General features: G+C 72.6%; 15 protein-coding genes. 8 read left to right on the top strand and 7 right to left on the bottom strand.

Annotated elements, in window-relative coordinates:
* Positions 1-46: 46 nt before the first annotated feature.
* Complete coding sequence (gene ftsX / locus BLW57_RS23690) at positions 47-964, bottom strand: permease-like cell division protein FtsX (RefSeq protein WP_093477265.1); 918 nt, start codon at positions 962-964, stop codon at positions 47-49.
* A gap of 34 nt (positions 965-998) precedes the next feature.
* Positions 999-1,688 carry a cell division ATP-binding protein FtsE gene (gene ftsE / locus BLW57_RS23685; RefSeq protein ID WP_031159396.1) on the bottom strand — a complete coding sequence of 230 codons (690 nt, stop codon included), beginning with the start codon at positions 1,686-1,688 and terminating at the stop codon, positions 999-1,001.
* Positions 1,689-1,929: 241 nt separating this feature from the next.
* On the opposite strand from ftsE, the gene BLW57_RS23680 reads away from it, so the two are divergent.
* Entirely contained in the window at positions 1,930-2,121 is a 192-nt protein-coding gene (locus tag BLW57_RS23680) for a hypothetical protein (protein ID WP_093477264.1), read from the top strand.
* Between the two features lie 94 nt (positions 2,122-2,215).
* Here the strand turns inward: BLW57_RS23680 and BLW57_RS23675 are convergent, their stop codons facing one another.
* The 4 genes from BLW57_RS23675 to BLW57_RS23660 all read right to left on the bottom strand — a co-directional run bounded on the left by BLW57_RS23675 (position 2,216) and on the right by BLW57_RS23660 (position 7,597).
* Positions 2,216-3,046 carry a hypothetical protein gene (locus BLW57_RS23675; protein WP_093477262.1) on the bottom strand — a complete coding sequence of 277 codons (831 nt, stop codon included), beginning with the start codon at positions 3,044-3,046 and terminating at the stop codon, positions 2,216-2,218.
* A gap of 297 nt (positions 3,047-3,343) precedes the next feature.
* Positions 3,344-4,450: a peptide chain release factor 2 gene (prfB, locus tag BLW57_RS23670; protein WP_073900164.1), complete on the bottom strand. Its 1,107-nt coding sequence runs from the start codon at positions 4,448-4,450 to the stop codon at positions 3,344-3,346.
* A 106-nt stretch (positions 4,451-4,556) separates the two neighbouring features.
* Positions 4,557-5,783, bottom strand: a complete 1,227-nt coding sequence (locus BLW57_RS23665) for a serine/threonine-protein kinase (RefSeq protein WP_093477261.1) — start codon at positions 5,781-5,783, stop codon at positions 4,557-4,559.
* Between the two features lie 134 nt (positions 5,784-5,917).
* Positions 5,918-7,597 (bottom strand): serine/threonine-protein kinase, encoded by a 1,680-nt coding sequence (locus BLW57_RS23660; protein ID WP_093477258.1) that lies wholly within the window; start codon positions 7,595-7,597, stop codon positions 5,918-5,920.
* A 363-nt stretch (positions 7,598-7,960) separates the two neighbouring features.
* On the opposite strand from BLW57_RS23660, the gene BLW57_RS23655 reads away from it, so the two are divergent.
* The 7 genes from BLW57_RS23655 (at position 7,961) to BLW57_RS23625 (ending at position 22,421) form a co-directional block, all read left to right on the top strand.
* Positions 7,961-11,515 (top strand): FtsK/SpoIIIE domain-containing protein, encoded by a 3,555-nt coding sequence (locus BLW57_RS23655; RefSeq protein ID WP_093477255.1) that lies wholly within the window; start codon positions 7,961-7,963, stop codon positions 11,513-11,515.
* A 229-nt stretch (positions 11,516-11,744) separates the two neighbouring features.
* Positions 11,745-13,124: an ABC transporter substrate-binding protein gene (locus BLW57_RS23650; protein ID WP_093477252.1), complete on the top strand. Its 1,380-nt coding sequence runs from the start codon at positions 11,745-11,747 to the stop codon at positions 13,122-13,124.
* 7 nt (positions 13,125-13,131) lie between these two features.
* Positions 13,132-14,475 carry a carbohydrate ABC transporter permease gene (locus BLW57_RS23645; RefSeq protein ID WP_093477250.1) on the top strand — a complete coding sequence of 448 codons (1,344 nt, stop codon included), beginning with the start codon at positions 13,132-13,134 and terminating at the stop codon, positions 14,473-14,475.
* 91 nt (positions 14,476-14,566) lie between these two features.
* On the top strand, positions 14,567-15,478 hold the full coding sequence (locus tag BLW57_RS23640) for a carbohydrate ABC transporter permease (protein ID WP_093477247.1): 912 nt from the start codon (positions 14,567-14,569) through the stop codon (positions 15,476-15,478).
* Between the two features lie 177 nt (positions 15,479-15,655).
* Positions 15,656-17,884, top strand: coding sequence for a bifunctional glycosyltransferase/CDP-glycerol:glycerophosphate glycerophosphotransferase (locus BLW57_RS23635; protein WP_093477245.1), 2,229 nt, complete (start codon positions 15,656-15,658; stop codon positions 17,882-17,884).
* A 125-nt stretch (positions 17,885-18,009) separates the two neighbouring features.
* Positions 18,010-20,211: a bifunctional glycosyltransferase/CDP-glycerol:glycerophosphate glycerophosphotransferase gene (locus BLW57_RS23630; protein WP_093477242.1), complete on the top strand. Its 2,202-nt coding sequence runs from the start codon at positions 18,010-18,012 to the stop codon at positions 20,209-20,211.
* 5 nt (positions 20,212-20,216) lie between these two features.
* A complete protein-coding gene (locus BLW57_RS23625) occupies positions 20,217-22,421 on the top strand; it encodes a bifunctional glycosyltransferase/CDP-glycerol:glycerophosphate glycerophosphotransferase (protein ID WP_093477239.1) in 2,205 nt (734 codons plus the stop codon).
* A gap of 79 nt (positions 22,422-22,500) precedes the next feature.
* On the opposite strand, the gene BLW57_RS23620 is transcribed toward BLW57_RS23625, so the two are convergent.
* On the bottom strand, positions 22,501-22,914 hold the full coding sequence (locus BLW57_RS23620; protein WP_093477236.1) for an organic hydroperoxide resistance protein: 414 nt from the start codon (positions 22,912-22,914) through the stop codon (positions 22,501-22,503).
* Positions 22,915-22,941: the final 27 nt, after the last annotated feature.

The raw sequence follows: 22,941 nt of genomic DNA, 5'->3' as shown, positions 1-22,941 counted from the left end.
CGAAGGGCCGTACGCGCCGATGCGCGTACGGCCCTCTTGGGATGCGTCACACCTTGAGGTACTTGCGCAGCGCGAAGAACGCCGCCAGCGACGGCATCAGCACACTCGTGGCGAGGATCAGCGGCAGCTTGGTCAACACCGAGTCCCAGCCCACGAAGTTGATGAGGGTGAGCTTGGTGGACAGGGCCATGCCGTGGTCGATCGTGAAGTACCGGCCGGCCACCAGGAAGACGCAGGCGAGGCTGCCGCCGATGAGACCGGCGACGGCCGCCTCGGCGATGAACGGCGCCTGGATGTAGAAGCCCGAGGCGCCGACCAGGCGCATGATCCCGGTCTCACGCCGGCGGCTGAACGCCGAGACGCGCACGGTGTTGACGATCAGCAGCAACGCGACGAGCAGCATCAGCGCCATCACGCCGAGCGCCGCCCGGTTCATCAGGTTCAGCAGCTGGAAGAGGTTGTCCAGGATGCCCTTCTGGTCCTGCACCGACTGCACGCCGTCACGCCCGTTGAACGCGGACGCGATCACCTGGTACTTCTGCGGGTCCTTGAGCTTGATCCGGTACGACTCCTGCATCTGGTCCGGCGTGAGCGTGCCGGCCAGCGGGGAGTTCCCGAACTGCTCCTTGTAGTGCTTGTAAGCCTGGTCCTGGGACTCGTAGTTGACCTTGTCGACGACCGGCATCTTGTCCAGGTCGGCGAGGATCTGCTTCTTCTGGTCCGCGGTGACCGCACCCTTGGCACAGTTGACGTCCGACTCCGCGTCGTGCTTGTTGCACAGGAAGATCGAGACGTTGACCTTGTCGTACCAGTAGCCCTTCATGGTGCTGACCTGATCGCTCATCAGCAGCGAGCCGCCGAAGAGCGCCAGGGAGAGGGCTACGGAGACGATGACGGCGAAGGTCATCGTCAGGTTGCGGCGGAGACCCACACCGATCTCCGACAGGACGAACTGGGCGCGCATGGCGTCTGGTCAAGCCTTTCCGTCGTGAACTTGCTTAGTGCTGGTAGCCGTAGACGCCGCGGGCCTGGTCACGGACGAGGCGGCCCTTCTCCAGCTCGATGACGCGTTTGCGCATCTGGTCCACGATGTTCTGGTCGTGCGTCGCCATGATGACGGTGGTGCCCGTCCGGTTGATCCGGTCGAGCAGCTTCATGATGCCGACGGAGGTCTGGGGGTCGAGGTTGCCGGTGGGCTCGTCGGCGATGAGCAGCTTGGGCCGGTTGACGAAGGCGCGCGCGATCGCCACGCGCTGCTGCTCACCACCGGACAGCTCGCCCGGCATCCGGTCCTCCTTGCCGCCGAGCCCGACGAGGTCGAGCACCTGCGGCACGGACTTGCGGATCTCGCCGCGGGACTTGCCGATCACCTCCTGCGCGAAGGCCACGTTCTCGGCGACCGTCTTGTTCGGCAGGAGGCGGAAGTCCTGGAAGACCGTGCCCAGCTGGCGGCGCATCTGCGGCACCTTCCAGTTGGACAGCCGCGCGAGGTCCTTGCCCAGCACGTGCACCTGGCCGTGGCTGCACCGCTCCTCGCGGAGGACGAGCCGCAGGAAGGTGGACTTTCCGGAGCCGGAGGAGCCCACGAGAAAGACGAACTCGCCCTTCTCCACCTCGAGGGAGACATCCCGGAGGGCTGGGCGGGTCTGCTTGGGGTAGACCTTGGAGACGTTGTCGAATCGGATCACGGATGCACCACGGGTCGCCGGGGGTAGATGAGCGTGACCATACGCGAACCAGGTGTGCAAGTGCAGTCGCGGGCCGAGGTTGGGCAAGACTTGTACTTTTTGTACCGGGCGCCGCGAGTGTGACCGCTTCCTCTGCGGGCGACCCGCGCGAGCTCCGCGGGAACCTGGCACAGTGGAGGGGGAACGTTCTCGTTCCCGTGGACGTTCTGTGTGTGATGGCCGGTGCAAGGAGGGCGAGCGCATGACGTACGACCGGTTGGTGTGCGCGAATTGCGCGGCGCCCGTGAGCGAGGGCCGGTGCCCGGTGTGCCGTGCCAACCGCGAGCGACTGCAGCACGAGGGCTTCTCCTCGGGTCTGAACCCGATGGCGCTGATCGCGCTGCTGGCGGTGCTGATCGCCGCGGTGGCGCTGCTGGCGCACCAGACCGTGTAGCGCGAGAGCCGCAGACGGCGGAAGGGCCCGGAGCGTCGCGCTCCGGGCCCTTCCTTCTGCTGTGTGCGTGCGGTGCGTGACCGTACGGCTACGGTCAGGCCGCAGCGCCGCCCCGGCCGCCGGCCAGTCGCGGCAGGAAGCGGAAGCCGATGCCCCCGGCGATCATCGTCGCGGCGCCGATGAGCAGGAACGCGGTCTGACCGGCACCGGTCTCGGCGAGCTGCTTGTCGCCGCCCTGGGCCGTGGTGTCGGAACCGGTGTCGGTGAGGGTCGAGGAACCCTCCTCCTGCGGCACGCTGTCGTTGCCGCCGCCCTGGGGCTCCTCGCCGCCGGTGGTGTCGCCACCGCCGGTGGAGCCGGTGGTCCCGCCGGAGTTGCCGTTGCCGCCCGAGTTGCCGTTGCCACCGGAGTTGCCGTTGCCGCCGTCGTCACCACCGGTCGTGGTGCCGCCGTCGGTGGTGGTGCCGCCGTCGGTGGTGGTACCACCGTCCGTCGTGGTGCCACCGTCCGTCGTGGTGCCACCGTCCGTCGTGGTGCCGCCGTCGGTGGTGGTACCACCGTCCGTCGTGGTGCCACCGTCCGTCGTGGTGCCGCCGTCGGTCGTCGTGCCACCGTCGGTGGTCGTGCCGCCGTCCGTCGTGGTGCCACCGTCGGTCGTGCCACCGTCGGTGGTGGTGCTGCCGCCGACGCCACCCTCGGTCACGCCGACGATGCTGCCACCGTCGGTCGTGCCACCGTCGGTGGTGCCGCCGTCGCTCGTTCCACCGTCGGCATCGCCTTCGGTGCTCACACCGATCTGGATGGGGCCCGCCTGGACATCGAGGTCCAGGGCGGAAGCCGCGCCCGCCGCAGTGAGCGACGCACCGGCCGCGATCACGGCGCCGGCGGCTATCCGCGCGACCCGGATCCGCGTCTTCTTCGTCATATGGTTGCTACCCCCAGTAGCTGATCGTCAATGAGGCGGCGTGTGGGGCTTGCCGTGATCGACGGAGGCAGCTGGGTGACGACGTGCGCGTCAACTCGATCCCCCGGTTCACATGCGCCCCTCAAGTACGCATGCCGCGCTTCACCCTTCCGATTTTTCAAAGCAACGTCAAGGCCGTTGCGCGCGCAATGTCCAGTGGGAGGGCGTTTGCCGGGAGTTGAAGCCTGTGAGTGTGATGTAAAACCCAGACATAAGACAACTGCCGCCCCTGGGGCGGCAGTTGTCTTGTCGATAAAGTTACTTCTCCTGCTGCTTGCGCCAGCGAATGCCGGCCTCCAGGAACCCGTCGATCTCGCCGTTGAAGACGGCCTCCGGGTTGCCCACCTCGTGCTCGGTGCGCAGGTCCTTGACCATCTGGTAGGGGTGCAGCACGTACGAACGCATCTGGTTGCCCCAGGAGTTGCCGCCGTCGCCCTTGAGGGCGTCCATCTTGGCCTGCTCCTCCTGCCGGCGCCGCTCCAGCAGCTTGGCCTGGAGGACGTTCATCGCGGTGGCCTTGTTCTGGATCTGCGACCGCTCGTTCTGGCAGGAGACCACGATGCCGGTCGGGAGGTGCGTGATGCGGACCGCGGAGTCGGTCGTGTTGACGCCCTGGCCGCCCGGACCGGAGGACCGGTAGACGTCGATGCGCAGGTCGGACTCGTCGATCTCGACGTGGTCGGACTGCTCGACGACGGGAAGCACTTCCACACCCGCGAACGAGGTCTGGCGGCGGCCCTGGTTGTCGAAGGGCGAGATGCGCACGAGACGGTGCGTGCCCTGCTCGACGGAGAGGGTGCCGTAGGCGTACGGAGCCTGCACGGAGAAGGTGGTCGACTTGATGCCGGCCTCTTCCGCGTACGACGTCTCGATGAGCTCGGTCTTGTAGCCGCGCTGCTCGGCCCAGCGCAGGTACATGCGCTGGAGCTTCTCGGCGAAGTCGGCGGCGTCGACGCCACCGGCCTCGGCGCGGATGTTGACGAGTGCCTCGCGGGAGTCGTACTCACCGCTCAGCAGCGTCCGGACCTCCATCTCGTCCAGCGCCCTGCGCACCGACACCAGCTCGGACTCGGCCTCGGCGCGGGTGTCCGGGTCGTCCTCCTCCTCGGCCATCTCGAAGAGGACCGAGAGGTCGTCGATCCGGCCGCGCAGCGTCTCCGCCTTCCTGACCTCGGCCTGGAGGTGGGAGAGCTTGCTGGTGACCTTCTGCGCCTCCTCCGGGTTGTCCCACAGGGACGGCGCGGCCGCCTGCTCCTCGAGCACGGCGATGTCTGCCCTCAGCCGGTCGAGGTCCAGGACGGCCTCGATCGACTCCATGGTCGAGGAGAGGGACTTCAGCTCTTCGGATACATCGACGACTGCCACGCCTCCAGCGTAACGGCTGCGGCAAGCGTCCCGGCCCGCCGCTCGGCACAACCGGGGCGGACGGCCGCCCGCGGGCGCGGTCCGCGGGCCCGGAGCCCTTGGCGGCTCAGGGCGCCGAGGTGCTGTGGGCGGGCCGCGGTGCCCCGTCGTCCCCGTCGGCGGAGGCCCACCACGCGCCCACGCCCACGGCGGCCGCCAGGACCGCTCCGGCCACGCCCAGGGTGATCCGGCGCCGCCGTACCGCGGCCTTGTGCCGGGCCGAGCCCGGCCGGGGCGCACCGGCGGCCCGCGGAGCGCGGGCGGTGCCGTGGGCGCCCCCCGCCAGCTCGTCCGGGGCGGGCACCCGCATCGACGTGTGCGTGTCCCGGTTGGAGTCCGGCCTGGCCCCGGGCACGAGCGACACCGCGCCCCGCCGCCGTACCGGCGCCTCCCCGGCGGGCGACGCCGGCGCGGGCTCCTCCTCCGGGTCCTCCGACAGGTCGGGCTCGTCGACGTCCAGCGGCGGCATCCCGGCCAGTATCGGCAGCTGCTCCCGCAGCCGCGCCGCCAGCTCCGAGGCGCGCAGCCGGGAGGCGGGCGCCTTGGCCAGGCACTGCACGAGCAGCTGCCACAGCTCCTCGGGGATGCCGGGCAGCGGTACGACGGTCTCGGTGACGTGCCGGCGCAGGACCGCTCCGGGGTGACCGCCGCCGAAGGGCGTGAAGCCGGCCAGCAGCTCGTACAGGACGGTGGCCAGCGCGTAGATGTCCACGGCGGCCCGCGGCGGCAGGCCCTCGACGATCTCCGGGGCCAGGTAGTCCGGGGTGCCGATGATCTTCGTGGCCCGCGTCCGCTTCGGCGAGTCGATCAGCTTGGCGACACCGAAGTCGGTGAGCAGTGCCGGGTGGGCGCCGCCGGGGCCGAGCGGGCCCTGCATGTCCAGCAGCACGTTCTCCGGCTTGACGTCCCGGTGGACGACGCCGGCCGCGTGGGCGGCCGCCAGCGCGTCGGCGACGTCGGCGACGATCGCCACGGCCGCCTCGGGGGCGAGGCGCCGCTCGCGTTCGAGACGGGTGCGCAGGTCGGTGCCCCGGACCAGGTCCATGACGAGCGCCAGATCGTTGCCGTCGACCACCAGGTCCCGCACGGTGACGATGTGCGGGTGCTCGAGACCGAGCAGCGCGGTGCGTTCCTGTACGAAGCGTCCGACGAGCTCCTGGTCGGAGGCGAGGTCCTCACGCAGCAGCTTGACCGCGACGGGACCCTCCGGCCCCTCGCCCAGCCACACCGTGCCGGCGCTGCCCCGCCCCAGGATCTGGTTCGCGGTGTACCGGCTGCCGATCTTCCGTGCCAAGACTGCTCCTACCGACGCGTGTTGCCGATAAAACTACGCGTCGGACGAGCCAACCTTCACCGCGGAGACGGAAATCACCCGCCAGATGTCGACAAATCCCTAAACCAGCGATCGTTTTCCGGTGCTTCGCCCGGTCAGTTTCCGCCGCCGACGGACTTGCCCAGCTCCTTGGCCCAGTGGCCCACCTTGCCGGCCCAGTCGCTCAGCTGGTCCCAGTAGCCCTTGCCGGTGCCGATCCAGTCCTGAAGCGGGGTCAGCTCCCAGACCAGCCAGCTCGCCACGATCAGGATGACGATCGTGAACAGGCATCCCTTGAGACAGCCGAGCCCGGGGATCTTCGTCGGGTTGGCGCTGCGCTGCCGGGGTGCCCGCGGCTCGCGCGCGGGCCGCTGCGGCTCCGGGGCGGGCGGCGCGTACCGCTGCGGCTGCTGCGGCGGGGCGTACTGCTGGGGCTGCTGGGGGTAGCCGTACCCGGCGTGCGGCTGCTGCCGGCCGCGCGGCTGGGGCTGCTGCGGGCGGCCCTGCGGGGCCTGCCGGGGCTGCTGCTGGGGCCGCGCGACCTGCCGCTGGGGGCGGCGGCGCAGCGGGTCCTCGTTCGGGTCGAGGTACTGGATCTGGGTCTGCTCGTTGCGGTCGCGGGCGGCACGCAGCTGGGTCTGCCACGGGTGCGGCTGGTCCGGCTGCCCGCCGGGCGCGCCCTGCGGCATGGGCGGCAGGACGGCCGTCGGGTCCGCCGCGCCGGTGTTCGGCAGGACGGCGGTGGGGTCGGCGGCGCCGGCCGGGCCGCCGGTGTGCGGCAGGACGCTGGTCGCGCCGTTGGGGTCGTACGCCCCCTGCGGTGCGTTGGTGGGCAGCACCTGGGTGGGGTCGGCGGCACCGGGCACCCCGGGGACGGCGGCCGGGGACGGGTCGGGGGCGAGCAGGGCGCCGACGCCCTCTGCGGCGGCGATCTGGGCGGCGTTGGCGTGCACGCCGATGCCCTCGGCGACGACCCGCAGACCGCGCGCGAGGTTCTCGGCGCTCGGCCGCTCCTCGGGGCTCTTGCGCAGGCAGCGCTCTATGACCGTCCACAGCGGGTCCGGGACGGTGGACGGACGGCGCGGCTCGGCGCTCAGGTGCTGGTGCAGGACTTCGAGCGCGCTGCCGCCGGAGAACGGCGGACGGCCGGTGACCAGCTCGTACAGCAGGATGCCGGCGCCGTAGACGTCGACGGCGGAGGTCTGCGGGCGGCCCTCGGCGGACTCCGGGGCGACGTACGCGGGCGTGCCGACGAACTCGTGGGTGCGGGTCAGGCCCGGGGAGTCGGCGAGGCGGGCGATGCCGAAGTCGGTCAGCATCGGGTGCATCTGGCCCTGCACCTGCTGGAGCAGCACGTTGGCCGGCTTCAGGTCGCGGTGGACCACGCCGTCGGCATGGCTCGCGGCGAGCGCGTCGGCGATCTGGGCGGTCATCAGCGCGGCGGCGACCGGCGTGAAGGGGCCGTTCTCGCGCAGGTAGCGGTGCAGGTCGGGGCCGTCGACGAGGTCCATGACCAGCGCCAGCAGATCACCCTCGACGACCAGGTCACGGACCCGGACGATGTTCGGGTGGGTGAGGCGGAGCAGGACGGAGCGCTCACGCAGGAAGCGCATCACGATGTCCGGGTCGCTCGCCAGCTCCTCCTTGAGGACCTTGATCGCGACCGTTTCCCCGGGCTGGCCCGCCACGGCCGCCTCGGCGCCCGCGGTCTCGCGCTGGCGGGCACGCCAGACGGTGCCTGTGGCGCCGCGTCCGAGCGGCTCCTCAAGCAGGTACTTGCTGCCGACTGGCCGCACGTCACGCGCTCCCTGCTGCTTGCTGATGCTTGCTTTCCTGCATTCCGGTGTTCCGACCCACTGTAGTGCCGCACCTCAGGGCACTACGTATGCGTTCCCGAGCATGTTCGAAGGAAAGACGCTCCTCCTGGTCTCCTGGTTGCCGGGTGGTGAACGTGACCGATCTCAACTGATCGCGCGTGCGTCACTGGTCAGGCACTTTTGGGGGCAGAGCCGACCAATCAAGATCACTTGTCACCGGGTGCCGGGCGCGTTGTCGGTGGCAGGTGCGAGGATGCCTCCCAGTACTGGCCGACGTGCTCGTGTGGGGTGGGGGGAAGTCCGCGCCCGCGCAGACCCGCGCAGAAGGGACCGCTGACGCCGATGCAGATCCGGCTGACCGTCGTAGACCCGCTGGGCCCCACCCCGCAGCGGGGCCGCGCCGCGAGCCGCGACGTGCTGGTCACGGCGCCCACGGGCACGGACCTGGCCGCGGTCGCGTCGGCACTGGCCGCGGCGGTCACCGGCGAGGGCGGCACCGGCCGTGACACCTCCGGCTCCCCCGTCGTCCTCTACGCCGGCACCGAGCGCCTCGACCCGCGCCGCTGCACCCTCGGCGAGCCTCCGCTGGTCGACGGCGCCGTGCTGGCCCTCGGCGGACCCGCGGCGGCCGAGCCGCACCCCGAGCTCGACGACGCGCCGACCCAGCTGCACGTGGTCGCCGGCCCGGACGCGGGCGGGGTCCATCTGCTGCACGGCGGCCGGATCACCGTCGGCCGCTCCGCCGAGGCCGACGTCCCGCTCGACGATCCCGACGTCTCCCGGCTGCACTGCGCGGTCACCGTCGGCGCCGACGGCCGCGTGTCGGTGGCCGACCTGGACTCCACGAACGGCACGGTCCTGGACGGCACCCGCGTGACCGGCCGGCCGGTTCCTTTCCCCGCCGGAGCGCTGCTGAAGATCGGTGAGTCCGCGCTGCGGGTCACTCCGTCCGGGGGGCCGGGGGCGCGGGTCGGCACGGTGGCCGACGGCGACGGGTGCGTACGGGTCACCCCGGCGGGCGGCACCGATGCGGGTCCGGGTGCGCCCACCGGTGCGGGGGCGTCCGCGGGAGGCCGGCTTCCGGCCGGGTCCGCCGGCTCGCCGCCCTCGCGGGACCCCGCGGCGGGCGCGGGTGGCGTCGCCGGCGGGCACGCCCGCGGTTCCGTGGGCCGCGACGCCTCCGGTGCCGGTGCGGGAGCCCGGGAGCATCGGCGCGGGGAGCCCCCGGTGGTGCCGGGGCAGGCCGGCGCGCCGAGCATCGAGCGGCGCACCCCCGTCACGGGTTCCGGTGGGGACACGCATGCGGGGCGTTTCGGCGTCCCCGGGCCGGCCGTGCCCCCTCCCGGAAACGGCGACGGAGCGCGGCGGCGCGGGCTCGGCGCGTGGGCGCGGCGGCTCGCCGGCGGGCGGGCGGAGCAGCAGGCGGCCCCGGAGGCGGACGGCCGTCCGGCGGTCCCGGCCGTGGACGAACCGGCGGCCGGTGGGCCGCCGCAGCCGGAGACCTGGCCCGACCCGGCCGCCCTGCTGCTGACCGCGCTGGGCCCGGGGCCCCGGCTGTGGGAACGGGGAGCGGGTCATCCGGAGACGCTGACCGTACGGCTCGGGACGGCCGACCGGAACGCCCCGGACGGTTCGGGCCTGCTGCCCGCCGTGCCGGTGACGGCGGCGCTGCGCGAGGCGGGCGCACTGGGCCTGGCCGGTCCGCGCCCCCGGCTGTCCGGGCTGGCCCGCGCGGCGCTGGCCCAGATCGCCACGCTGCACTCCCCGGACCTGCTGGAGATCGTGCTGATCAGCGCGGACCGCTCACGTCCTGTGGAGGAGCGCACGGCCGAGTGGTCCTGGCTGGGCTGGCTCCCGCACGTCCGGCCGAACCACGGCCAGGACTGCCGCCTGCTGCTGGCCTACGACCGCGAGCAGGCGGCGGCCCGCACGGAGGAACTGCTGCGCCGCGTCGACGACCACGCGGCGACGGGCCGAAGCGCGGCCCGGCCCGGCCCGGCCCGGCCGGACGCGGGCGAGGCCCCGGCCGGGACCCTGCCCGCCCACCCGGCGCTCGGCGGGCCCGGTTCCTTCCCGCACGGCACGTACGCGGGCGACCCCGGTGACCGTGCGTCCGGGTCCCCCGCCGGTACTGACGGGACCGGCACGCTGCCTGCGCGTACCGGCGCGGCGGCGTCCGCGAGCCCGGCGCCCGGCACCGTCCCCTCGGCACCCGGCGCCTCGACGGACGGCCCGTCCACGCCCCTCCCCGGCGGCGGGGCACAGGACTTCGCGCACCGGGCGGCGCGGCCCGCCGCCGGGGCCGGGCGGCGGCCCTCCTGGGCCAGGGACGACGCCGAGGCCGGCGCCGGCGGTGCCGGCTTCCCGGGGCCGTACACGGTCGTCGTCGTGGACGGCGATCCCGGCGGCTCCGCGCTGCGGGACGATCTCGCGCGGCTGGCCGTGGCCGGACCACGGGCCGGGATCCACGTGGTGTGCCTCGCCGAGACCGCCCCGGCCTCACCCGCCTCCCCCGTGACGAGCACGTACGAGGCCGCGTGCGCGGTGACACCGACGTTCCGGCACTGCGGTGCCGTGGCACTGCTCAGCGGGGACGTCGCGTCCGCGCTGCATCTGATGCGGGTGGCGCCGAGCGGCCCCGTGGGCGCAGGCACGACAGGCGCCGTGGATGCCGTCTCCGCCGCCTGGGCGGAGCGGTTCGCCCGGGCGCTCGCACCGCTGCGCCCCGACGGCCCGGCCGGCGAGCACCACGCGCGCGTGGCCACGCCGCTGCCGCGGTCCGCGCGGCTGCTGGACGAACTCGGGCTGGCCCGGGCCACCCCGGCCTCGCTGATGGCCCGCTGGGCGGACGCGGCGGACGACACCGAGGCGCTGGGCGGACGGGCCCGGGCGGTGCTCGGCGCCGGTCCGCGCGGCCCGCTCACCGCGGACCTGGTGGCCGACGGACCGCATCTGCTGATCGAGGGGCCGGCCGGCAGCGGCCGTACCGAGCTGCTGCGGACCGTGGTCGCCTCGCTGGCCGCCGCCGAACGGCCCGACCGGCTGGGCGTGGTGCTGATCGACGGCCGGGACGGCGTCGGCTCGGGCACCGGGCGCGACGAAGGACTGCGGATCTGCACCGACATACCGCACGTCACCACCCACCTCGCCGCCAACGACCCGGTACGGATGCGGGAGTTCGCGCAGTCGCTGAGCGCCGAGCTGAAGCGGCGGTCCGAACTGCTCGGCCGGACCGGCTTCGCGGAGTGGCACGCCGGGCGCGAGGTGTCGGGCCGGATCGTCGCCCAGCGCACGTCCGCCGGCGGTGACATAGAAAGCCCGCCCAGTTCCACCCTGCGGCTGCGCCCGGGCGCGGCGGCACGGCAACGCGCGGAGGCCGCACCGCCGTTGCCCCGGCTCGTGGTCGTCGTCGACGATCTGGACGCGCTGGTCACCCCGCCGCTCGGCTCGCCGGGCCGGCCCGCCGCCGGTTCGGTGATGCGGGCGCTGGAGGCGGTGGCCCGCGAGGGCGAGCGGCTCGGGGTGCACCTGGTCGCGGCGACCGCGACCGGCGGCCGCACGGCCGAGACGGATCCGGCCCGCCGGGCCACGCTGCGGGTCACGCTGGCCGCGGTGAAACCGGGGCCGGACGAGCCGGCGCCGGGACGTGGCCGACTGGCGTACCCGGACGGGCGGTCCACCGACTTCCAGGGTGGCCGGGTGACGGGCCGTATCCCGCGTACGGCGACCCAGCGGCCCACGGTCGTCCCGCTGGACTGGCAGCGCATGGGGGACCCGCCGACCCGCCGGCCCGTGCGGGAGCTGGGCAACGGCCCTACCGACCTGGCCCTGCTGGCGAGCGCGGTGGAGCGCGCGGCCCGGGAGGTCTTGGCGGTGGAGATGCCCTCGCTGCTGTAGCCCCCTCCCCCGCGGCGGCCGATGCCGGCCGGAAACCGGCACGCATGGACGGCCGGTACGGGGGCACGCATACACCCCCGGTCACGAGCCGGTCACGATGCCGTGCTCGACACCGCAGGCGCTCTTGCCCGCCTTCAGCGGCGCGGCGTACACCGGAGCGCACGGGACAGAGTTCTGATGTTCAGCGACTTCGAACGACGTTCAACGGAGAACGACGAACGGGGAAGTGATGCACAGCAAGAGCAGCTCCATCCGGACACACCGGGCCGCCACCGCGCTCGCCGCTCTGCTCGCGGGAGCGCTGGCGCTCACCGCCTGCTCCGGCGGTGACGACAAGAAGAAGGACGACGGCGGCGAGAGCGGCGGGGCCACCGGCTCCACCGTCACCCTGCCGAAGCTGGACGGCGCGAACCTGGAGGTCGCCGCCGTCTGGACCGGTACCGAACAGGCGAACTTCAAGAAGGTCCTCGCGGAGTTCGAGAAACGCACCGGCGCGAAGGTCACGTTCGTGCCCGCGCAGGACCCGATCATCAACTTCCTCGGTTCGAAGATCGCGGGCGGTCAGCCGCCGGACGTGGCGATGCTCCCGCAGCCCGGCGCGATCAAGCAGGCCGTGGAGAAGAAATGGGCCAAGCCCCTCGGGGCGGACGCGCTCAAGGAGTTGCAGAAGAACTACTCACAGGGCTGGCAGGACATCGGCAAGGTCGACGGCAAGCAGTACGGCGTCTACTTCAAGGCCGCGAACAAGTCGCTGATCTGGTACAACGCCAAGGCCTTCGACAACGCGGGCGCCAAGGAGCCGAAGACCTGGCAGGACCTGCTGACGGCCGCGCAGGCGGTGTACGACTCCGGTGTCACCCCGTTCTCGGTGGGCGGTGCCGACGGCTGGACGCTGACGGACTGGTTCGAGAACGTCTACCTCTCCCAGGCCGGGCCGGAGAAGTACGACCAGCTCGCCCAGCACAAGATCAAGTGGACCGATCCCTCGGTGAAGCAGGCCCTGACCACGCTCGCCCAGATCTGGGGCAAGAAGGACTTCGTGGCGGGCGGTGCCGACGGCGCGCTGCAGACCGAGTTCCCGGCGTCCGTGACGCAGACCTTCACCGGCGGCGACCAGCCGAAGGCCGCGATGGTCTACGAGGGCGACTTCGCGCAGGTCAACATCGGTGACACCAAGGCGAAGGTGGGCACGGACGCGAAGGTGTTCCCGTTCCCGGCGGTGGGCTCGTCCGCGCCGGTGGTCTCCGGCGGTGACGCGGCGGTGATCCTGAAGGACTCCAAGGCGGCGCAGGCACTGGCCACCTTCCTGGCCTCCCCGGACGCGGCGACCATCCAGGCCAAGCTGGGCGGCTACCTCTCGCCGAACAAGAACGTGCCGGACTCGGCGTACCCGAACCCGGTGCAGCAGACGATCGCCAAGGCGCTGATCGCGTCCGGTGACGACTTCCGCTTCGACATGTCCGACCAGGCTCCGCAGGCGTTCGGCGGCACCCCGGGCAAGGGCGAGTGGAAGGACCTGCAGGACTTCCTGAAGAACCCGAAGGACGTGGCGGGCACGCAGGCGAAGCTGGAGAAGGACGCGGCGGCGGCCTACGGGAACGGGAGCTGACCCGCCGATGACGTCGGCAGCGGCGGCCGGGGCCCCACCGGGCCCCGCCGCACCCAAGAGCCGCAAGAGCGTGACCGGCACCCGCAGGACGGTGGCAGCCCTCTTCCTGCTGCCGGCCCTGGTGCTGCTCGGCGCGCTCGTGGTCTACCCGATCGGGTACTCGGTCGTCCGCAGCTTCTACAACGCCTCGGGCGACGGCTTCGCCGGGGTCGACAACTACAAGGCGCTGTTCACGGACGACGGCATCCGTACGGCGCTGAAGAACAACATCATCTGGGTGGTGTTCGCGCCTGCCGTCTCCACCGCGCTCGGTCTGGTCTTCGCGGTGCTGACCGAACGGGTGCGCTGGGGAACGGCGTTCAAGCTGGTCGTCTTCATGCCGATGGCGATCTCCATGCTGGCGGCCGGGATCATCTTCCGGCTGGTGTACGACCAGGACCCGGACAAGGGGGTCGCGAACGCGGTGTGGGTGGGGGTCCACGACACCTTCGCCCAGTCGTCGGCGTTCCCCAGGGCGCACCCGGGCCGCGAGTCGCCGCTGAAGCCCGACCAGGGCGGCTTCGTCACCACGGCCCCCGTGCACACGGGCCGGCCGGTCACGCTTCCGCTGGTCGGCGTCGCCCCCGACCAGATGCCCGACGACGCGAAGAAGGCGGTGGCCGCCCGGCCCGATCCGGCGAGGATCACCGGGACCACCTGGCAGGACTTCACGCGCGGCAAGGGCGTGGGGAAGCCGGGCGCCCCCGACCCGTCCGAGCTGGGCTACGCCGGCATGCGGATCGAGGCCGTGAAGGACGGCGAGGTCGTGGCCACCGCCGAAGCGGCCGACGACGGCACGTTCACGCTGCCCGCGAAGGCCGACGGGGCGCTGCTGAGGCTCCCGGCGAGCAACTTCAGGGAGCCGTACAACGGTGTCGACTGGCTCGGCCCGGCCCTGGTCACCCCGGCCGTCATCGGGTCGTACGTGTGGATGTGGGCGGGCTTCGCGATGGTGCTGATCGCGGCCGGGCTCGCGGGTGTGCCCCGGGAGTTGCTGGAGGCCGCGCGCGTGGACGGCGCCAACGAGTGGCAGGTGTTCCGCAAGGTCACCGTGCCGCTGCTCGCACCGGTCCTGGCGGTGGTGGTCGTCACGCTGATGATCAACGTGCTCAAGGTGTTCGACCTCGTCTACATCATCGCGCCGGGCTCCTCCCAGGACGACGCGAACGTGCTGGCCCTGGAGCTGTACCGCAAGGGCTTCGCGGAGGGCCAGCCGGGCATCGCGAGCGCGATCGCGGTGTTCCTGCTGCTGCTGGTGATCCCGGTGATGCTGTTCAACATCCGTCGGCTGCGGCGGGAGGTCAGGCGATGAACCGGCGCGCGCCCCAGGGCGGCCGGGGGTCCGGGGGTCGTCCCCCGGGACGGCACAGCAACATTCGTCGGCTGCGGCGGGAGGTCAGGCGATGACGGCGACCGCCGGGAGCGTGGGAAAGGTGTCGCGGGCGGACACGGCGGTGAAGGGCAGGCAGTCGCTCGGGGCGCGGATCGCCGGGAGGCTGAGCGGCGGGGTCGTCCGGGTGTTCCTGATCCTCGTGGGCCTGTTCTGGCTGGTGCCGACCATCGGTCTGCTGGTCTCCTCGCTGCGCTCACCGGAGGACATGAGCGCGAGCGGCTGGTGGAAGGTGTTCTCCGAGCCGTCCCAGCTCACCGTGGACAGCTACCAGAAGCTGCTGGAGAACGGCGACATCACCGGCTCCCTGGTCAACACCGTGCTGATCACCGTGCCGGCGACCGTCCTGGTCGTCGTGATCGGCTCCCTCGCGGGCTACGCGTTCGCGTGGATGGAGTTCCCGGGCCGGGACTGGTGGTTCCTCGGCGTGGTCAGCCTGCTGGTGGTGCCCGTGCAGGTGGCGTTGATCCCGATCGCCGAACTGTTCGGGAAGATCGGCCTGTTCGGGACGATCCTCGGGGTGATCCTGTTCCACGTCGGCTTCGGTCTGCCGTTCGCGGTGTTCCTGCTGCGGAACTTCTTCGCGGAGATCCCGCGGGAGCTGCTGGAGGCGGCCCGGCTGGACGGCGCCGGTGAACTGCGGCTGTTCGCAAGGGTGGTGATGCCGCTGGGCGGGCCGGCGATCGCGAGTCTCGGCATCTTCCAGTTCCTGTGGGTGTGGAACGACATGCTGGTCGCGCTGGTGTTCACCAAGTCGGGCACACAGCCGATCACGGTCGCCCTGCAGACGCAGGTACGGCAGTTCGGCAACAACATCGACGTGCTGGCGCCCGGCGCCTTCATCTCGATGGTCATCCCGCTGGCCGTGTTCTTCGCGTTCCAGCGGCAGTTCGTGTCGGGCGTGATGGCGGGCGCGGTCAAGTAGCCGCGCCGGGGCCGCCCGAGGGGTCACGCAACGGCCGTCCGGCGAGGGGCGGGACTTCGGGCGCCCGCCCCTTCGCGTTCACCTGATGTAGCCCACATGCCGTACGGGCCGTAACCAATTCACTCCATCGGCCGTTCCCGGGCAGAACGCCCGCGCCGACCGACCCATGGATGTCCAGTGCCCAGGTTCAGTGTCATCGTCCCCGCGTACAAGGTCCAGGCGTACCTGTCCGAGTGCCTGGACTCGGTGCTCTCGCAGTCGTATCCGGATCTCGAAGTGATCGCCGTGGACGACTGCTCGCCCGACGCCTGCGGCGCGATCATCGACGAGTACGCGGCCCGGGACACGCGGGTGAAGCCGGTGCACCTCGCCGAGAACCAGGGCCTCGGCCGCGCCCGGAACGCGGGCATGGCCGAGGCGAGCGGCGACTACCTGGTCTTCCTGGACAGCGACGACACGCTCACTCCGGACGCGCTGCGGGCGGTGGCCGACCGGATCAAGGAGACCGGGGAGCCGGACCTCCTGGTCTACGACTACGCGCGCACGTACTGGGACGGCCGGACGGTCCGCAACCAGCTGTCCGCGCAGCTCACCGAGGAGGGCCCGGCGCCGTTCCGCCTGGAGGACCGGCCGGGGCTGCTCCGGGTGCTGATGGTGGCCTGGAACAAGGCCTACCGGCGGGAGTTCGTCGAGGCGCACGGCTTCGCGTTCCCGCCGGGCTACTACGAGGACACCCCCTGGACCTTCCCGGTGCTGATGACGGCGGAGTCGATCGCCACCCTGGACCGGGTGTGCGTGCACTACCGGCAGCGCAGACAGGGCAACATCCTCGGCACCACCAGCCGCAAGCACTTCGACCTCTTCGAGCAGTACGACCGGGTGTTCGCGTTCGTCGCCGAGCGTCCCGAGCTCGCCCGCTGGCGGCCCGAGTTGTTCCGCCGGATGGTCGACCACTACGCCGTGGTGTTCACCAAGCGGGGCAGGCTGCCGCGTGGCAGCCACGGCGACTTCCTGCGCCGGGCCCGCGCCCACTACCTCCGCTACCGGGTGCCGGGCCCGCGGGGCGGGCTGCGGCACACCCTCGTCCGCCATGGCCTGCACCGCACGTTCCGTGTGCTCCGGCTGGCCGCGGCGGTCCGCCGCCGTGCGGGGAAGGCGGCCGTGAAACAGGCCCGCGCCCTGCGGGGCCGCGCGCTGCGGCTGCACTACCGCGTCCAGCTGCGGCTGCCGCTGCGCGCCGACCGGGCGGTGTTCACCGCGGCCTTCGGGCTCGGTGACCCCGGTGCGCTGGAGGAGGCGTTCCGGACGTACGCGCCGCACGTCCGCACGGCGTGGATCGGCCATCCGGAGCAGCAGCAGGCGGTGCCGCCGGGGCCGCGCCGGCTGCGCCCGGGCTCGGCGGCCTGCTGGACGGCGCTGGCCCGCTCCAAGTACCTGGTGCACGACACCGGTCTCGACCGCGGGCTGCGCAAGCGCCGCGGCCAGGTCGTCGTCCAGACCCGGCGAGGCACCCCCCTCAAGCACATGGGCCTGGACCTGCGGGAGCGCCCGGCGGCGGCCCGCGACACCGACTTCCGGGACCTGCTGCGGGAGGTCGACCGGTGGGACCACGTCCTGTCCGGCAACCGGCACTCCACCCTGACCTGGGAGCGGGTCTTCCCGGGCCGCTACACCACCCTGGAGCACGGCGCCCCGCGCAACGACGTCCTTCAGCGGGCCACGACGGCGGACGTGACCCGGCTGCGCGAGTCGCTCGGCATCCCCGAGGGGGCGGTCGCGATCCTGTACGCGCCGACGTTCCGCGACCACCACCGCACCCAGCGCCCGCCCCTGGACCTGGAGCGGATCCTGCGCCGACTGGGCCCGCGCTTCGTGGTCCTCGCCCGCCCCCATCCGGCGCACGGCGGCTCCCTCGGCACGGGCAGCCGGATCATCGACGTCGGCGGCCACCCGGACGTGGCGTCCCTGTGCCTCGCCTCGGACGCGCTGCTGACCGACTACTCGTCGATCATGTTCGACTACGCCAACCTGGACCGGCCGATCGTGGTGCACACCGCGGACCTGGAGGCGTACGAGGCCGTCCGCGGCACCTACTTCGACCTGCACGCGTGCCCGCCCGGCGCGGTGGCGCGCACCGAGGACGAGCTGATCGACATCTTCGCGACCGGCCACTGGCGCGGTTCGCGCTCGGCCCAGCTGCGGGCGGCGTTCCGGGAGCGCTTCTGCCCGTACGACGACGGACGCGCCGCCGAGCGGGTCGTCCGGCGGGTGGTGCTGGGCGAGACGGAGCTGCCACCGGTGATTCCGCTCGCGGAGCGGAAGCCGGCGCCGTCGGCCTGCGCACGCAGCCCCCTGGCCACCGTGCCGCAACCTTCCGCTCCCGTTCCCGTCACCGAGAGCCACTGAACACCGTTGGTCCTTCCGGGAGTTCCCATGCCCCTCGGCTCGACACGGCCCCGGCCGAGCCGGCCGTCCAGCTGGCGTCCGGCGGGACGGCCCGGCCGCGTCCGCAAGACGACAGAAAGAACAGAATGCCCCGCTTCAGCATCATCGTCCCGTCCCACGGGGTCGCCGGCCGGCTGTCCGAGGCGCTGGACTCGGTTCTCGGCCAGTCCTTCGGCGACCTCCAGCTGATCCCGGTCTGCGACGCGCCCGACGCCCCCGCCGCGGAGGTGGCCGCCGAGTACGCCGGCCGGGACTCCCGGGTGACCCTGGTGCACTCGCCGCCGTCCGCCGGCCTGAGCGGGGCGCGCAACGCGGGGATGCGTGCGGCCACCGGCGCCTACGTGCTGTTCCTCGACGGTGACGACCTGCTGCTGCCGGGCGCGCTGGAGGCCGTCGACGCGCGTCTGACCGAGGCCGGCGGGGTGGACGTGCTGTACGTCGAGCACGAGCGGACCCCGTGGTGGGAGGGCGAACCGACGAACCCGGCCGCCCCGCTGCTCGCGAAGGCCCCGAAGGGCGCCTTCGCCCCCGCCGAGCTGCCCGGGCTGACCGGCGTCCAGCTGCCGGCGTGGAGCGCCGTCCACCGTCGCGGCTTCCTCACCGCGCACGAACTCGTCTTCCCCGAGAGTCACTTCACCGATCTCGGCTGGGGCGGCCTGACCACGGTCGCCGCCGGACGGATCGCGGTGCTGCGCCGGGTCGTCGTACGGCACCGGCTGCGCCGGCAGGGCAGCCGGCTCAATCTGCCCGGACCGCACCAGCACGCCCTGCTCGACCAGGTGGACCTGGTGCTGACGCGGGCGGCCGAACGCGCCCTGCCCGCCGAGCGGACCGGGCCGCTGTTCGAGCAGCTGTTCGCGGTGGTGCTGAAGACGGCGTCCCGTCCGGAGCGGCTGACCTCCGGGCACCGGGCGTTCTTCCGCCGGGCGGGCCGCCTCTACCGGCGGCACCGGCCGGCCGGTTACCGCGCGCCGGGCGGCAGCCTGGGCGTCCAGCACCGGCTGCTGGCGACGGGCGCCTACACCGCCTTCAGCGCCCTGCGCGGCGCCAACCGGACGGCCGCCCGCTCGGCCGAACGCCTGCCCCGCCCGCGCATGCTGCGCACCCGGCTGCGCTACGCCCGCGAGCTGCGCCGCCCGCTGGACCCCTGCCTCGCCGTGTACTGCGCCTACTGGGGCCGCGGCTACGCCTGCAATCCGGCCGCCATCCACGCCAAGGCCCGCGAACTCGCCCCGCACATCCGCTCGGTGTTCCTGGTCGAGGCGGGTCAGGAGCACGCCGTACCGAAGGACGTCGAGTATGCGGTGATCGGCTCCCACCGCTCCTGGGAGGTGCTGGCCCGGGCGAAGTACTTGGTCAACAACGCCAACTTCGCCGAGGGGGTCGTCAAGCGGCCCGGCAGCGTGCATCTGCAGACGCAGCACGGCACCCCGCTGAAGAAGATGGGCGTGGACCAGTCGACATACCCGGTGGTGGCCGCGCAGTCCGGCAGTTTCACCAAGCTGCTCGGCCGGGTCGACCGCTGGGACTTCAACCTGTCGTCCAACCGGCACTCCACCCGGATGTGGGAGCGCGCCTTCCCCGGCGGCTACGAGCAGCTGGAGTACGGCTACCCGCGCAACGACGTGTACTGCACGGCGACCGCCGAGGACGTGATCCGGATCCGGAAGGAACTGGGGATCCCGGAGGGCAGGACGGCGGTGCTGTACGCGCCGACCCACCGCGACCACCACACCGGTTTCGAGACCGGGCTGGACCTGGAGGCGTTCTGCGAGGCGGCCGGCGAGGACGTGGTGGTGCTGCTGCGCGCCCACTACTTCTACGACGGCGGCCGCCCCCGGAACTCGGACCGGATCATCGACGTCACCGCGCACCGCTCCTCGGAGGACGTGTGCCTGGCCGCCGACGCGCTGGTCACCGACTACTCGTCGATCATGTTCGACTACGCCAACCTGGACCGGCCGATCGTCGTGTACGCCGAGGACTGGGACGTCTACCGGGAGACCCGGGGCGTCTACTTCGACCTGATGGCCGAGCCGCCGGGACCGGTCGCCCGCACACCCGGGGAGCTGGCCGCCGTCTTCCGTGACGGTGCGTACGCGGGCCCGGAGTCCACGGCTCTGCGGGCCGCGTTCCGGGAGCGGTTCTGCGAGTTCGACGACGGGCGCGCCGCGGAGCGGGTCGTCAGGCGGGTGCTGCTCGGCGAGCCGCCCGAGGCGCTCCCCGCCGTGATCCCGCTCGCGGAACGCGTCCCCGCGCCCGCCGCCGCGACCCTCGTGAGGAGCTGACCCCCGTGCCCCGCTTCAGTCTGATCGTGCCCTGTTTCAAGGTGCAGGGCTTCCTGCGCGAGTGCCTGGACTCGGTGCTGACGCAGTCCTTCGGCGACTTCGAGCTGATCGCCGTGGACGACTGCTCCCCCGACGGCTGCGGCGCGATCCTCGACGAGTACGCCGGGCGGGACCCGCGCGTGAAGGTGCTGCACCTGCCGGAGAACGTGGGCCTCGGCCGGGCCCGCAACGCCGGGATGCCCCACGCCACCGGTGACTACCTGTTCTTCCTCGACAGCGACGACACCCTCACCCCGGGCGCGCTGCGAGCCGCCGCCGACCGGCTGGCGGAGGCCGCCGATCCGGACGTGCTCGTCTTCGACTACGCGCGCACCTACTGGTGGGGCGGCACCCGGCGCAACGTGCTCGCGCACGTCCTCACCGAGGCGGGCGCGGACACGTTCGACGTGGCGCGGTACCCGCAGATCCTCGACCTGCTGATGGTGGTGTGGAACAAGGTCTACCGGCGGGAGTTCGTCGAACGGAACGGCTTCGCGTTCCCGCCGGGCTACTACGAGGACACCCCCTGGACCTTCCCGGTGATGCTCAGCGCCGGGCGGATCGCCGCGCTGGACCGGATCTGCGTGAACTACCGGCAGCGCCGGCAGGGCAACATCCTGTCCACCACCAGCCGCAAGCACTTCGACATCCACGACCAGTACGAGCGGGTCTTCGCCTTCGTCGCCGACCACCCGGAGCTGGCGCGCTGGCTGCCGTACCTGCACCGCAAGATGGGCGAGCACTGCCTGGACATCCTGGCCAAGCCGGACCGGCTGCCGCCCGCCGACAAGGCCGAATTCTTCCGGCGCACGGCGCGGATGTTCCACGCCCACCGGCCCGAGGGCGCCCGGGTGAACGGCGAGGTGGCCGTCCTGGAGGGCTCCTGGACGGCGTACCGGCTCCGGCGGCAGGCGTCGCGGGCCGGGCGGGAGACGGCACGGCGGGCGGCTCCGGTCCGCCGGGCGGCCGCCGCGCGGGCCCGCACGGGCTGGGCGTCACTGCACGCGCGCCGCCCGCTGGACGAGAACCTGGTGGTCTACTCGGCGTCCTCGCACCGGGGCGTGCTCGGCGACCCCGCGGCCGTCTACGACAAGGCCCGGGAGATCGCCCCGCAGCTGCGCGGGGTGTGGGTGGTGCGGGACGCGGACGCCGCCGCACAGCTGCCGCCCGGTGTGGAGCACGTGATCGTGGGCTCCCGGCGCTATCTGGAGGTCACCGCGCGGGCGAAGTTCTTCGTCAACGATGTCAACTGGCCCGGCACCCTGGGCAAGCGGCCCGGCAGCGTGCACATCCACACCCACCAGGGCACCCCGCTCAAGTACATGGGCGCCGACCTGCTGGACAAGCCGGGCGCGCGGCTGGGCTTCGACGTGCCGCAGATGCTGCGGCGGGCCGACCGCTGGGACTACAGCCTGGTCGCCAACCGCCACTCCGAGCTGGTCTGGGAGCGCGCCTACCCCTGCCACTTCACCTCCGTGCGCACCGGCAGCCCGCGCAACGACGTGCTGGTGAACGGGGGGAGCGGTGACTTCCGGCAGCGGCACGGCATTCCGGCGGACCACACGGTCGTGCTGTACGCGCCGACCCGCCGGGACTACCAGCGCGGCGGGCATGTGGACCGGTTCGACCCGGCCGGGTTCGCGGCCGAACTCGGCGACGGGTACACCCTCGTGGTCCGGCTGCACCCGTCGCTGGCGAGCGGTCCGGCGCGGGGCATGGGGCTGTCGGAGCCGGCCCGGCGCGGGATTCTGATCGACGCGACCGACGAGCCCCGGGTCGAGGACGTCATGTCGGCGGCGGACGTGCTGGTCACCGACTACTCGGCCGTGATGTTCGACTACGCGCACCTGGACCGGCCGATCGTGGTGCACGCCGACGACTGGCCCGCCTACCGTGCGAGCCGGGGCGCGTACTTCGACATCACCGCCGAGGCGCCCGGCCATGTCTCGGGCTCCTTCAGGGAGCTGGTCTGGCTGTTCGCCTCCGGCGCGTGGCGCGACGAGGAGTCGACGCGGCTGCGGACGGAGTTCCGGACCCGGTTCTGCGAGTACGACGACGGCCGGGCCGCCGAGCGGGTGGTACGGACCCTGCTGCTGGGCGAGAGCGTGCCGGAGACCTCGCTCCGGCTGCCGGGCCAGGCCACCGGCCGGGACGCCCTGACCTCGGCGTGAGCGGGGAGGGCGAGCCCCGACGGGCCGGCCGGCGGGAGCGCCGGCCGGCCGTGGCCGTGCGAGGGTCGAGCGTGCGGTCCTACTCGATGACGAGGTCGACCTCGATGTTGCCGCGGGTGGCGTTGGAGTAGGGGCAGACCTGGTGGGCGGTCTCGACCAGCTTGCGGCCGGTCGCCTCGTCCACGGATTCGGGCAGCTCGATGCGCAGGGTCACCTTCAGTCCGAAGCCCTCGCCCTGCTTGCCGATGCCGACCTCGGCGGTCACCGCGGCGTCGCTGACGTCCACCTTCGCCTGGCGGCCGACGAGACCGAGGGCGCTGCCGAAGCAGGCGGCGTAGCCGGCGGCGAAGAGCTGCTCCGGGTTGGTGCCCTCGCCGTTGCCGCCCAGCTCCGCCGGCGGGGCCAGCTTGAGGTCGATCTTGCCGTCGGAGGAGACGGCACGGCCCTCGCGGCCGTGGGTGGCGGTGGCGACAGCGGTGTAGAGCGCGTCCATGGAAGACCATCCCTCTCGGTGTGAAGT

The organism is Streptomyces sp. 1222.5, from assembly GCF_900105245.1.
GTDB classification, from domain to species: Bacteria; Actinomycetota; Actinomycetes; order Streptomycetales; family Streptomycetaceae; genus Streptomyces; species Streptomyces albidocamelliae.
Note: the sequence above shows the minus strand (reverse complement) of the source record. Positions and strands in the feature narration are given on the sequence as shown.

What these genes read in the sequence shown, in the direction of transcription:
- BLW57_RS23640 (WP_093477247.1), top strand. Translation starts at nt 14,567, where the DNA reads ATGACGGCGACCGCCGGGAGCGTGGGAAAGGTGTCGCGGGCGGACACG.
- ftsX (WP_093477265.1), bottom strand. Translation starts at nt 964, where the DNA reads ATGCGCGCCCAGTTCGTCCTGTCGGAGATCGGTGTGGGTCTCCGCCGC.
- BLW57_RS23655 (WP_093477255.1), top strand. Translation starts at nt 7,961, where the DNA reads ATGCAGATCCGGCTGACCGTCGTAGACCCGCTGGGCCCCACCCCGCAG.
- BLW57_RS23675 (WP_093477262.1), bottom strand. Translation starts at nt 3,046, where the DNA reads ATGACGAAGAAGACGCGGATCCGGGTCGCGCGGATAGCCGCCGGCGCC.
- BLW57_RS23645 (WP_093477250.1), top strand. Translation starts at nt 13,132, where the DNA reads ATGACGTCGGCAGCGGCGGCCGGGGCCCCACCGGGCCCCGCCGCACCC.
- BLW57_RS23620 (WP_093477236.1), bottom strand. Translation starts at nt 22,914, where the DNA reads ATGGACGCGCTCTACACCGCTGTCGCCACCGCCACCCACGGCCGCGAG.
- BLW57_RS23680 (WP_093477264.1), top strand. Translation starts at nt 1,930, where the DNA reads ATGACGTACGACCGGTTGGTGTGCGCGAATTGCGCGGCGCCCGTGAGC.
- BLW57_RS23650 (WP_093477252.1), top strand. Translation starts at nt 11,745, where the DNA reads ATGCACAGCAAGAGCAGCTCCATCCGGACACACCGGGCCGCCACCGCG.
- BLW57_RS23630 (WP_093477242.1), top strand. Translation starts at nt 18,010, where the DNA reads ATGCCCCGCTTCAGCATCATCGTCCCGTCCCACGGGGTCGCCGGCCGG.